Raw genomic sequence first — 13,548 nt, forward strand, 5'->3', positions numbered from 1 at the left:
ATAAAGGAAATTTTCTGGAACCGTTTATCGCGTTGTTATATGATGTAAACAATTATCTTATTTTTAATTTATAAAATCACATTTAGATTATTTTTCAAAAAAAGTAATTTCAAAATAACTATTATTTTTCTTTTTCTGAAATTTCAATTTCCATTTCTATTCCGCCGAAATGATCGCTAATCAGATTATAAATCGCGCCTAAAATTATTCCATAAATGTATCCTGCTATTACTCCGCCTATTGGGAATAAAATAAAAAGAAAAACATTAAAAAAATTGCGGTAATAATAACTGTCAAAAATAAACGCCATTATTCCAGAAAACATTGGAATTAAGCAAAACAACGCCACCCACACAGCCATAAATTTGGCTAAAGAAAGAATTTTTATCCTTCTAATTTCGTAAATCATAAATTTAAAATTATTTATGTCATTCTGAAAAATTTTTGAGCAATAGCTAAAAAATTTATTGTCATTCCGTGCCCCGATATTCATCGGGATAAACTCCGCAAAGCGAAGACACGGAATCTACTTGATAAATTTACAGATCCTGAATCAAGTTCAGGATGACAACTTTCAAGTTCAGAATGACAACTTTCAAGTTCAAAATGACAACTTTCAAGTTCAAAATGACAATTTATTAATTTATTTATCTTTTTTTGATAAAATTATAAATCCAAAAACTACGCTGATAAAAATTGTTAAACCTAAAGTAATTATTATAAAAAAAGCAAAATTCGGATTGTTTTGATTATGCTCTGGCAAAATTGGTTTTTGGTTTGCTAATTTAATGCTGTCAATTTTAATATGCTTTCCCGGAGAATCAATAAAAATTAAAAAATCCTTGCTGCCACTGTCTAAATATGAATTAACTTCAAAACTTACTTTAGTTTCATTGCCAATAATTTTTCTTGCAATCTCTCTGTTAAAATGATAATCATATCTGTTTTCTTTGCCAAAAATTTTTATCAATACTGTATTGTTTTTCGCGACATCTGAACCGTCTAAAACTATTTCCAATTTGACATCATCAGCTATCATGCCTGGATAGAAAAATATTCCTTTATTATTGCTTAAATTATAATTATCTAATAAAACAGTTTGCCCATCTTTTTTGTTTAACAAATAAGTGATATCTTTTACGCGGCCATTGCAATAATATCCATTATTATAAGTGCTTCTTGAATCAGACTTGTATTTTACATCTGAACACAAATCAAAGCGGTCTTCTGGCGCGATTCCTTCGTAATATTTTCCTGGTTCTAAAAACAGAGCGCTGGAAGCATCGCCAAATAACAAAAAAATTAAACTAATGAAAAAAATCTTTTTCATAAAATTATTCTTGTTCGCCATGATGTTCCGTGTATTTTTTTTGTATAAAAATAGCCAAGGGAGTAATCACCGCGACTAACAAAAACAAAATAATATAAACAGCCGCGTTTTCCCATTGGTCAATAATATATTTTCCAATTTCGCCAATCAGATGGAACAGCATCCAAAAAGCAAAAACAACATAACCCCACATCACGACTTTCAGATCATCCCTTTTTCCTCTTATGTCAATTATATAATAAAGCAAAAACATTAAAAGAAATACTGGGATAACAAAAGCACTGTGGATTAAAAGTTTGTAAGTTATATATCTGCTTTTATCTTGAGTTTTATAATATACTTTTGTGCTAGAAAGCCCTGATCTTTCATAAGACATAACTGAACTTCTTGAATAATCTCGCCCAACATTTTTAACATTTTCTGTTTGTTCAATTGCTGGATTTGCAACGCGATTTAAGTCAAACAATATTCTTTCGCCAAGCAAAACCAAAACAATTGCCAAAACGAAAGTTAAGACTACGCCGATTATTGATAATTTTCCCCTATGCCTCCTACTTGGAGGCGCGGCAGGATTAGATCTGGCACCCTGCCTTAAAACATCTTGCGCCATAAATTTTAATCTAACAGCTTAAACTATTTTAAAAAAATTATTTTTTAAAATAGCAAAACTAATTAGTGTTTTAAAAAATAATAAATTAAACTAACGCTCAAAATAATTGTAAAAAATAAAGAAATAACAATTAAAATATAAAAACCCATCTGGTTTCTTTCCGCTTTATCAACATCAGGCGCGTTAACTGTTGACTGATCTTTTGCGTCACGTAAAAACAAATCAGATGTCATTTCCGCGTAACTCATATTTCTACTTAATTTGGTAAGATAATATTTACTGTTTTTTGCCTCAAGCAAAGACAATCCGTTATCGTCATAACCTAAATTTGAAATTGTGCTTTTATCAACCCAGCCGGCGTAATCCGTGTTAAATCCCGGAATATGCTGTTTTTTGTCTTTTGTAAAAACATAAATCAAAATTGGAATATCAGAAGGTATCGGCATTGGCGGAGGAACAACAACACGATGCATCAGTATCTGCGGAGGCATTTGCGGATTATCAGGATTAATTTTTAAATCATTGTTTATTGGATAATATGAAGACGGACTTTCATTAACAATAGAAGAAATTTTTAAAGGATAAACAGCCTTGTTTGTTTTAAAGCTTAATTGCAAAGGAATAATATGCCCGTCTTTTAGTTGATTTTTTATTCCTGGATAAATTTTAGAAGCGTCAATTTTCACTGCCGTAAAATACCAACGATTTTTAATATAACTATCTAAAATATAACTCTGCTTTGAAGGAAATTGATAGCCGTTTTTGTTAAGCCACCTTGCCAAAGCGTCTTTATCTTCTGAGGTTAAAACAGTCACATCATAATATTCTATTTTTTTGGTTTCAATAATACGCACTTGATTTCTTAATACTTTTTCCATTCCAAAAGATCCGCTCATCGGCCGTATATTATCATAATCTAATTCCACTCTTGTTAATTCATCTAAACTTGTGAATAGTTCGTCTGACGATTTGGTAACTTTCGGCCTGTTTGGAGTTGGAATAATCCAGCTAAAATCATCGGCGTCGCCTTGAAAAGATGTTGATAAAATCAATTTTTCAATCCCATTCTCATACCAGACAATGGCTTTTTGCCCTGTCTCATACATATATTTATGCGGAGGCGGCATAATCATACCGTCGCCTAAAACCAAGCTTGGCAACAACAAACCGAATATTGAAAAAAGTAAAATTCCTTTTTTAAACATAAAATAAAATATAAAGAATTAATTTTTTAAATTATAGCACATTTTTTTAAAAAACTAAAAAATTATAACAGCTGGTTTTGCTTATTTTTTTTCTTATTATTAAAAATTTTTATTTCTCCATAATGCCCATCAAATCCCGGCTTGATTATTAAATCTCCTTTCCTCGCTTTTTCAATGCCTTCCGCTATCAAACCACTAGCTGATTTTTTTATTTTATCAATCTGAATATTCATTAAAATATCCAATTCTGTCCCAAGCTCTTTAATCAAACGTAAATATTCTTCCTGCACTTTTTTCGCGCCACGATTTTTTATATTTAAAACTTCGGAAATAATTTTATCAAGCTCAATTAACTTCTTAAACTCAACAGCATTTTTCAATTTAAAACCTTCTGGACGATCAGCCAGCTCGTCAACTCTGTTTGAAACGCCTATTGTTAATGGCTTTTTGCACACTGGACAAATTCCTTTATGTTTTTTTGTTTCAGAAGGCGTAAAACTAACGCCACAAGCGCGATGCCCGTCAAGATGATACATCCCTTCTTCTGGATAAAATTCAATTGTATATTTTATTTTCTTTTTATCATTATTTTTGATAAGCTCATAGATTTCATCATAAGTCACTTTTTCCAAATCAAAAACATTTGCTTCTCTGCCAATATTTCGCAAACTATGTGCGTCAGAATCAGACAACACAGTTAATTTATCCAACATTGACAAACGCGCGTTCATTTCTGGATCGCTTGACAGTCCTGTTTCGTAAGCAAAAATATTTTTTGTCTGTTTTCCAAAACATTCCTCCATTGTATCAAATCCTGATTTAGATCCGAACACCGCAAACCACGGCGTCCAAATATGCGCTGGAAAAATTAAAAATTTCGGATTAATTGAAAAACAAATTTCTGCTAAATCAATTGCTGACATTCCCAAAATCGGACGCCCGTCTGATCTGATATTATATTTTTTGTCTAAATATTTATTTAACTCGCGAACAGCTTTTAAATCAGGCGCCATTACCATAATATGAATTCTTCTGCACTTTCCGCCAGCAGTGTATATCAGCGCTAATTCAGTTGATAAAATAAATTTTGCGTTCTGATTTATTTTTTTAAATTCTGGTGTTTCTATTTTAAATTCTTTTTTTATCTTATACAATCCTGAATTTTCAATTTCTTCTAATTTATTTTCTATGTCAGAAAACCATTGCGGATAAGTAAAATCACCCGTTGCCACAATATCCACGCCTTTTATTCTGCAAGTTTTATCAATATTTTCCAATTCCAGCTGTGGAGAACAAGCGCGCGAATATCTTGAATGAATGTGAAAATCAGCGATTTGTTGCATAAAAAAATTTTGTATAATAAAATATATTTGATATAATATTGATATAATAACATCATCATATACATTATACAAATTTTAATTATTAAAAAATCAAAAGTTTGGATAATAACTAGTTAGCTGAAATATTCCTTTTCTTTTTCGGGTTATTACCCTATTGTTTAAAAAATTTTCAAATTTTTTAAAACAAGTTTTCTTATCAGAAAACAAAAAAAAGGAATACATCAGCTAACAGCGTATATCTGGTTCGCGTTTGCCTAACGGCAAATGCTCACCCATGTTATTCCCTACGGTCGCAACATCAGACATGCCGAAACATTATGTGAAATTAAAAACTTATCAATACAAAAAATTATAAAAAATATTAAATTTTAAATATACATAATATAAAAAACATCAAAATAATCAATATAAATCAAAAAACGCGTAATCAAAATAAATTAATAAATAACAAAATCTTAATTTATCAATTAAAATATGTTAAACTTCTTGCGAAAAATTAATATTAAAAACCTTAAAAAGGCAATAACAAACGTTTTTAGACGAATGCCTTTAGCAATACTTATTTCAGTAATAACTTTTGTTTTGATTATCGTAATTATCAGGATTGAAGATATAAACCAAATATTAGAGGATAATTTGCATAAAACGGCTTTTACTCTGATAATGACTTTTTTCTTTTCAGTGGGAATGTACTTATATAGTGAAACTAAAAATATTGCTAGAGTAAAAAAAGAACTTTATCAAATAATTACAATTTCCTTTGGTTTTTTATTTTTTTATTTTTTTGAAGAAAATTTATTTAGCAATCCCCAGGCTGAAATTGTTGTTTATTGCGTATCAACATTTTTAGGAATAATCGCTTTTATATTTATTGCTCCTTTTATTTCTAAACTGCGAGCCAAAAATTTATCTCAGGAAGAATTTTATATCACAACTTATGCTTTACTAATCAAAGCTATAATGTCTATAATTGTTGGCTTGGCTGTAATGATTTTAGGCTTTATCGCCTTTCAATCAATTTTTACATTGTTTGATATTGATAATATTAATGAAGGCAACTGGTTTTCGTATTGGGCGACTTTTTCTTTAATTTTATTCGCGTCAATTTTCTTTTTAGTAAATTTACCAGTTGTTAAAAAATGCGGAGAAAAAGAACTATCAGAAATACAAACTAATAAATTTTATTCTTTCTTGATAAATTATGTTGGAACGCCAGCTATATTTATTTATTTTTTGATTCTTTACGCTTATACGCTTAAAGTATTAATAAATTTTTCTAATTGGCCGCAGGGCGAAGTGACTTGGCTGGTGATATTATTTTCTTTTTTTGGCTACATTGTTTATTTTGCGACTTATGCTTTCACTAATGTTTTTAAGTCAGCTTTGATATTGCGAAAATTTTTACCTTTAGCAATATTTTTGCAGACTTTTATGCTATTCTATGCTATTGGTCTTCGCATTAACCAATACGATCTTACAATCAATAGATATTTAGTAGTCGCTTTTGGACTTTGGCTATTTGCATTATCTCTTTATTTTATAATTTCTAAAAAAAAAGGTTTAAGCGCTCCTTTTTATTCATTACTAATCGTTATTATTTTTATTTCCATAGGACCTTGGTCAGTATATCACGCGCCAGAGTGGAGACAACAAAAAATCTTAGAGTTTAATTTAAGAGAGGCTAATATTTTACAGACAGATGACAATATTGTAATGTTAAAAGATTATAAAGATATTCCGGAAAAACTAAGTGGAAAAATTTATAGCGGAATTGATTATTTATGTAATTACCACGGCTGTAATACTTTGGATAAATATTTTAATACGCAAATTGCTGAAATTAAAAAAGAAGACAAAGAAAAATTTGAAAAAAATAAAAAGAAGCAATTAGAACAAGCGAATAAAATGGACGATCAAGATGATAAATATATAGAAAAATTAAAAAAACAAAAATATTCTGAAATAGGAAAATATGAATTAGTTCATTATTTAACAGAAAAAATTAAAGTAAAAAAATATAATCAAAACAATAAAATTCTTAAAAATTTTAATTTCAAAAATAAAAATAGCCACTTTGATGAGAGCATAGATATAAGGGGCTATGATTATTTTGTTCAAATACATTCTAATAATTACAAAATTGAAGAAAGAAAAAAATCGCCAAATATGTATAAAGCTGTTTTAGATGTATTTACCAAAAAATTTGAATTATATTTTAATGAAACACTGGTGGAAACATTTGAAATAGAGGAAACAATAATTAATCCCTTACTTAAGAAAAAAAATAATTACTTGGATGATAAATATGAAAATGAACAAATTATAGTGCTTGCTAAAGAAGATATGTCTTTTGAGTTTATTGGCGTTCACTATAACTTAAAACTAGTTTTAGAAAATATTAATATTAGAAATCCAGAATGGGTAGATGACAACGACAAGAGTGATGATAATGAAAGAACTAATTATGAAAAAATGCAAATACCAATGTTAGAAACCTCATATGTTAATGGATATGTTTTAATAAAAAAGAAATAATGCAAATTTATTTTACGCCTTGCGTGAATTCTTTGCTTAATTCCTGTTTTGATTTTTGATCCTCTTCCATAAAACTTTCGATATCATCATAAACTTTTTCTTTATGTTCAACATTGTCTGAATAAGGACCTTGAATAATTTTAAACTCGCAATTATCGCCTAATAATTCAGCCATGTCAAAACTTTCCTTGGCGTTATCGTTTATTATTAAAATTTTTTCTTCAGAATCTTTTAGCGATTTTAAAAAATCGCTTTTTTCTTTGTTTTTATCTTCTAAAATAATTTCATCAAAATATTCTTTAATTTTTAAATTATCAATTTTTAATTTTTGCCAATCAATATTGCCAAAAGAAATTAATATTAATTTATTATTATTATTATTTTTAAATTGTTTTAACGCTTCTTCCGCTCCAGAGAATAAATAACTATCAATATTTTTTAAAAATTCATCTGATCTTTGTTTTATTGTTTTTTCTTCAGCAAAATTAATCTGTTTTTGTTTTTTTAATATTTTCAAATGCTTGTTTATATCGTAATTGACGCCTTTACTTTTAAAATGCTCTTCATAATCTTTATTGAATTCATCTATATCCATATTAAAAACAGACGCTAAATTTTTTCTAAATTTTGTAGAATCAAGTAATGTGTAATCTAAATCAAAAATAATTATCATAAATTTATTATTTTGTCGTCTTCGCTCTTGTTATCAACCAGCTTAAAAGCCGGGTAAAGCCCTGACAAAGACACAATTGCTATTAATAAAAAAATTAATTTTATACCAAAGAATAAAAGAAATATAGAAGATAAAACAGCGGCAATTATATAAGCGACTGGTCTTGATGTTCTAAAAAAATTGATTATATCAACATCATATCCGTCTATTTTTTTATAAAAATAAGAATCCCGTAAAATTTCTATCATTGAAGCGCCTATTCTTGTAATAAATAAAATTAATGCCCACGCAAAAACGCTTTTGAAATCAAAAAAATAAAAAATTGATGTTGAAATCCCCATCACAACGATAGAAAAAATCAAAAATTCTTTTTCTCCTGTCTTTTTATCAGCTAAAATCCCGATAGGATATTGCAATAAAACAAAAGGTATAAGCATTATAGAAAAAATAACGCCTATTTGAGGCCAAGAAAATCCAAGCTTCAAAAGATAAAGCGGAGTATAAATAATCATTAAAGCGTAAAAAAATTCTAATATAAAAGAAACATAATAAATTCTAATAACATCTTTTCTTTTAAAAACCTTTTTTAAAAGCTGAACTATTGTTTCTTTTCTGTTGAATTTATGATTAAGCCCTCTAAACGCCATTAAAGAAATTGAAAAAATCAAAAATTGGATAACAAAAGAAGCAAAAAATATTCCTTTAAAACCAAAAATATATAAAACTTTTGAAGAAAAAAACGGCGCTAAAAGAAATCCAACATTTCCAATTGTAAGATAAGCCCCCCTGATTCTTCCTGACATTCCATCAGTTGAAAACGATTCTAAAATAATATCTAGACAAACCCATCCTAATGCTTCGCCAATAATATAAATTATTAAAAATATTATTCCTAAAATTGACGGTGGTAAAAAAAACAACATTGCCACTGTTATTATTCGCAAAAAAAATGTTATGTAAAAAATCAACGACTTTCCCAATTTTCTTACTAATTTATGCAAATTCAAAAAAATAATCAAAACAATCAAATAAGATGACATAAAAAAAATTCCAATATTTTCAGTTCCAGCGGCTTCTTTAAAATAAAATGACAAAACATAAGCTAATAATGCCGAAGAAAAGCCCATTAAAAAAGAAATAAAGCTAACAAACTTTATATTGTCTATATTTAATTTTTCTCTATGTTGAAAAAAAGATTTTATCATAAGACTTATTGACAGTATTAAACATATTTTACATTATTTTTTAAAAAAAATAAAGGTTATTTGCAAAAAAAATGAAATACCCCGCAACAAGCTGACAGGGTATCAGGCATAAAGGACTTTTTTATTTAAAACTCCAACCGAAGCAAACTTCGGGGAAATTCTACGATTATATTTTTGCGTTTTTAAACAAATTTACTTGCATTTTTTTTAAAAAAGGTGTGAAATAATATAAATAAAATTTAACCGCACATTGACAAACAAAAAAATAAATAAAATAAAATTTAGAATAATGGAGTAAGGAGAAAAAAATGAAAAATTTGAATGCAATTGAGACAGTTGAAAAAGTTATAAAAGACAAAACAGGATTTCTAAAAAAATGGCAAATTTTCGTTTGGATAAACGAAAAAATAAGATTAGGAGAATTTGATAATCTTATTAAAAAACTGCCCTTGGGACTTATTTTATCACTAAGAGGTGGCATTAAAGAAAATAGGTGTGTTTTATTTTTAATAACTAATTCCGAATATATTAGAGTTTCAGAAGGAATAAAAACAAGACACCCTAAAAAAACACATTTTCCCTTAAAAGAAATGCCTCCGCCAATATCAGCTGTATTAAAAAAAGGTAATGTATATATTACCGACCCTGCCACAAATCCATTAACAGAATATATGGTTAAACTTGTTTATAATGAAAAAATTAATGCCATATATTATACTAATGTAAAAACTCCGCGCGGAGATTACATTTTAGTAGTTGACGCTACCGACAAAAAAAGAACTTTCAACGACGACGAAAAACTTTTCATTGACACTATCGGACATGAAATAGCGGAAATGGAAAAAGAGAAAGAAAGAAAAGAAGAAAAAAGTAAAGAAATAATTTCTTTTTTACTTGGTCTCCTTATACATCTTTTTAGAAATAAAATACAAGCTATTGGAGGATTAAGCAGACTTATGGAGATAGCATCTTCTAAAAAATCAAACGGTGAGTGCCAAAAATGTCGTGAAAAAACTGCTGCCATTTTAAGTGAGGCTAGCAAAATTGAAGGAACAATAAATCTTCTCCAAGAGGCTCTTCACGATATTAAAATGGCAGAGGAGTTTAATTTAGAACCACTGTCCTTTCGCAATATTATTAAACCTCTAATTGCTACCAATATTCAAACTATTATTATAGTTGATAGCAGAAAAGTGGAAAAATTTTTAGAAAGAATACCTCCTCCTTCTAATATTTCCATAACCGAAGAGGATAAATATATAAGGGTATCATTTCCTTTAGAAGACGAAGAAATGTGGAGATCGGCTCTTTCAATGCGATCTCAAACTAAAATAAAAAATAATTACTTTGAAAAGAGTTTTCTTCTTCTTGTTTCCATAATGCTTTTTAAAGCAACAGGAGGAAAAGTCAAACTTTCAAAAGGCTTTATTAACATCTTTTTTAAAAGAGGATAGTAATCAAAGAGGCAGTTTTATATAGTAAAACTGCCTCTTCTAATTTTAAATCAAAAAAAAGCCTTAAAAAATTTAAGGCTTTTTTAAATCATTCAATAATGTTGCTTTAGTATCCTCGCAATGGCCTACTTTCCCGCTATGCAGTATCATCGGCGCTGATAGGCTTAACTTCTGAGTTCGGGATGGGATCAGGTGTGACCCTATCGCTAAAATCACGAGAATGCTAAAATAACATTAAAATCAATAAAATATGACACAATAAAAAAATTAAAAATAATATTTTTTAAATATCAAAAATCTCCCCAACCCCTCTTTTCCAAAGAGGGGAATTATAAAAAGATACAATAAAACAGCCAAAATTCTTGCGGTTAATATAAAAATAATGATCTATTAGTACTCCTCTGCTAAATTCATTGCTGAACTTACACATAGAGCCTATCAAACCCATAGTCTCTGGGTGATCTAAAAAATCTAATCTTGAAGACAGCTTCGCGCTTAGATGCTTTCAGCGCTTATCTAAACCAAACGTAGCTACCCAGCAATGCTCTTGGTAGAACAACTGGTACACTAGAGGTTTGTCCATCCCGGTCCTCTCGTACTAGGGATGGGCCTTCTCAAATTTTAACGCCCACGGCGGATAGGAGACCGAACTGTCTCACGACGTTCTGAACCCAGCTCGCGTGCCCTTTTAATTGGCGAACAGCCAAACCCTTGGGACCTTCTTCAGCCCCAGGATAGGACGAGCCGACATCGCTGTCTATTCAACTGTTTTTCACAGTTTACTTTCCATTATTACTAATGGCACGGACTATATCTTCATCCAATACTAAAATTAGTATTGGCGTTGGCGTATTATAGCATTGCGATTTTGCAAACTTTTTTAGTTTGCAGAAATGCTATCCGTTTTTAGCAAAATACTAAAAACAAGTCTCTACGGGGTCATAACTCATTATATATTGAGTTAGACTTCCCACGGTATTGTCCATAATAATTAATTATAGGCTATTTTTATTATGGAGTTCACCGTTATAAGCCAATTTTTTTTTATAGTATTACTACTATGGCACCCCGATTTGTTAAGGTGCCGAACCTGGTCGTCGATGTGAACTCTTGGACCAGACTAGCCTGTTATCCCCGGAGTAGCTTTTATCCGTTGAGCTTCCGCCGTCCTATATCGTACGGTCGGATCACTAGCTTCTGCTTTCGCAACTGCTTGACTTGTAAGTCTCGCAGTAAAGCTGGCTTATGCGCTTGCACTATCATTCCGATTTCCATCCGGAATTAGCCAACCTTTGTAAACGCCTCCGTTACTTTTTGGGCATTTTGTTAATCTAATTCTTTAATTTTATATTCCATTGAAGGAATTAAATATTTTTTAATCAACTTCGCAAAATCAACAGCGCTTTCGGCTAAAATCATAATCTGATATCCTTCTTTCTGCTTTCTTAATTTGCATTGAATGCCAAATTTATTTTTTAGCGCGTTAATCAATCTTAAAATTTCTTTTTTTTCAAAACTTTGCGTGTTTAATATTCTGGCTTTGTGATGTTTGGATTTTATTGATCCGTCATCCATAAACCAAATTGCGAGTGATAATGGCGTTATCCATCTATGAATCAATTTTGGAACGATTTTCTTTTTATTCTGATAAAACTGATTAGCGTAAAATTTAAATGAGGGGCTTGAAATTGTATTAAACCAATATTTTTTATAAATTTTATCTTTATAAAATATTGTTTTAATTTTAGGTTTATTAACCGCTAAATTTTTTAATTCAGTATACAGCCAGTCAACATATTCCTTTTGTTTTAAAGAATACTCAAACTTAAATCTATAAGTTTTTCCTTTTGTTTGAGTTTCTAAATGCCCATCGCCTAATAATTTACCCATTAAAATCTGCTTTTGCTTTAAACTGATTTTAATTTTTTGATTCATATATTTATCAATTAGATTCCTGTTAATCAGGATCTTTATGTCGCCATAAAGTTCAGACTATATCTTCATCCTGAATTTATTTCAGGAGTTTGGCTTGTAGTCGTTGAGGGTTTCTTAAAATATTATAAGATCTTCCCTGCTGATTGTCCGCACTAATTTACTTTTACGGCTATTAAATAAATAGCTCGTGAAATTAGATACTCGGATGTTCCAGCATATAGCCAAATTAATTTTATTTTATTTATACTGCGACGGTTTATAAAATCTAAAGTATATAAAGTCTATAAAATCAAAAGTATTAAAAAAAATAATGACTTTTAACTTTTGACTTTTAACTTTTGACTAATATTATATTACTATAATATTGCCCCTGTTAAAAATCACGGAGATAGATTTGTAATAATAACAAATCTAAAAATTTTTGTTTAAGGCAACCGCCCCAGTCAAACTACCCACCAGATACTGTTCCCGTCCCGGTCTTATTATTTTATAAAAATAAAATAATAAGATCGGGACAGGGTTAGGATTAAAAATATACAAGGGTGGTATCTCACTGGCGACCCGAAGGTCTCCCACCTATTCTGAACATGCATAACCTTAATCCAATATCAAGTTGTAGTAAAGCTTCACGGGGTCTTTTCGTCCAGCCGCGGGTAACGAGCATCTTTACTCGTCTTGCAATTTCGCCGAGTCCTTTGTTGAGACAGTCCTCCGATTGTTATGCCATTCGTGCAGGCCGGAACTCACCCGGCAAGGAATTTCGCTACCTTAGGACGGTTATAGTTACCGCCGGCGTTCATCCGCGCTTCAGTCGAAAGCTTTGTCGCGCAAGCGCGACTAACCCTCTTCCTTAACGTTCGGACACTGGCCAGGCATCAGCCCCTATACATCATCTTGCGATTTAGCAGGGACCTGTGTTTTTGCTAAACAGTCATCAGAGGTCTTTTGTTGAAACCAAAACCACTGCTCTGCATCGGAAGCACCAAATTACAAATTACAAATTCCAAACAAATTACAATAACTAAAATCCAAATATTTAAACAATGAAATTTAATATTTTTGAATTTATAATTTTGAATTTATTTATTATTTGAGATTTTGGATTTGGAATTCCCAATGCAAAGCATTGGATTGGCAGGCCTTATCCCGAAGTTACGGCCGCTGTTTTGCCTAGTTCCTAAACAAAGGTTCTCTCGTTCACCTTAGGCTTCTCGCCTCGTCTACCTGTGTTGGTTTTAGTACGGTCGTTATTAAATTA

9 protein-coding genes and 2 rRNA genes (1 of these 11 running past the window's edge) are annotated in these 13,548 nt (G+C 30.2%); 2 read left to right on the forward strand and 9 right to left on the reverse strand.

Features of this window, described 5'->3' with window-relative positions:
* Window positions 1-121: 121 nt before the first annotated feature.
* The 5 genes from U9O55_01990 to U9O55_02010 form a co-directional block, all read right to left on the reverse strand.
* A complete protein-coding gene (locus tag U9O55_01990) occupies window positions 122-409 on the reverse strand; it encodes a hypothetical protein (GenBank protein ID MEA2088592.1) in 288 nt (95 codons plus the stop codon).
* A 234-nt stretch (window positions 410-643) separates the two neighbouring features.
* A complete protein-coding gene (locus U9O55_01995; protein ID MEA2088593.1) occupies window positions 644-1,330 on the reverse strand; it encodes a hypothetical protein in 687 nt (228 codons plus the stop codon).
* Between the two features lie 4 nt (window positions 1,331-1,334).
* Complete coding sequence (locus tag U9O55_02000; GenBank protein ID MEA2088594.1) at window positions 1,335-1,940, reverse strand: hypothetical protein; 606 nt, start codon at window positions 1,938-1,940, stop codon at window positions 1,335-1,337.
* A 62-nt stretch (window positions 1,941-2,002) separates the two neighbouring features.
* The gene (locus U9O55_02005; GenBank protein MEA2088595.1) at window positions 2,003-3,145 is read right to left on the reverse strand and encodes a DUF2330 domain-containing protein; all 1,143 of its coding nucleotides are present in this window, start codon (window positions 3,143-3,145) and stop codon (window positions 2,003-2,005) included.
* Window positions 3,146-3,207: 62 nt separating this feature from the next.
* The gene (locus U9O55_02010) at window positions 3,208-4,488 is read right to left on the reverse strand and encodes an endonuclease Q family protein (protein MEA2088596.1); all 1,281 of its coding nucleotides are present in this window, start codon (window positions 4,486-4,488) and stop codon (window positions 3,208-3,210) included.
* A 543-nt stretch (window positions 4,489-5,031) separates the two neighbouring features.
* Between U9O55_02010 and U9O55_02015 the strand changes: the two genes are divergently transcribed.
* Window positions 5,032-7,023, forward strand: a complete 1,992-nt coding sequence (locus U9O55_02015) for a DUF4153 domain-containing protein (GenBank protein ID MEA2088597.1) — start codon at window positions 5,032-5,034, stop codon at window positions 7,021-7,023.
* Window positions 7,024-7,030: 7 nt separating this feature from the next.
* On the opposite strand, the gene U9O55_02020 is transcribed toward U9O55_02015, so the two are convergent.
* On the reverse strand, window positions 7,031-7,696 hold the full coding sequence (locus tag U9O55_02020; GenBank protein ID MEA2088598.1) for an HAD hydrolase-like protein: 666 nt from the start codon (window positions 7,694-7,696) through the stop codon (window positions 7,031-7,033).
* Window positions 7,693-8,901, reverse strand: coding sequence for an MFS transporter (locus U9O55_02025; GenBank protein ID MEA2088599.1), 1,209 nt, complete (start codon window positions 8,899-8,901; stop codon window positions 7,693-7,695). Before U9O55_02025 ends, U9O55_02020 begins: the two co-directional genes overlap by 4 nt.
* 308 nt (window positions 8,902-9,209) lie before the next feature.
* Between U9O55_02025 and U9O55_02030 the strand changes: the two genes are divergently transcribed.
* Window positions 9,210-10,355 carry a hypothetical protein gene (locus U9O55_02030; GenBank protein ID MEA2088600.1) on the forward strand — a complete coding sequence of 382 codons (1,146 nt, stop codon included), beginning with the start codon at window positions 9,210-9,212 and terminating at the stop codon, window positions 10,353-10,355.
* Window positions 10,356-10,467: 112 nt separating this feature from the next.
* Here U9O55_02030 and rrf read toward each other — a convergent pair.
* A 5S ribosomal RNA gene (rrf, locus tag U9O55_02035) occupies window positions 10,468-10,575 on the reverse strand.
* Window positions 10,576-10,725: 150 nt separating this feature from the next.
* Window positions 10,726-13,548: ribosomal RNA gene (locus tag U9O55_02040) — 23S ribosomal RNA — on the reverse strand (it continues 1,967 nt past the right edge of the window).

The sequence above is a fragment of the Patescibacteria group bacterium genome (genome assembly GCA_034660655.1).
Taxonomy (GTDB): Bacteria; Patescibacteriota; Patescibacteriia; order JAACEG01; family JAACEG01; genus JAACEG01.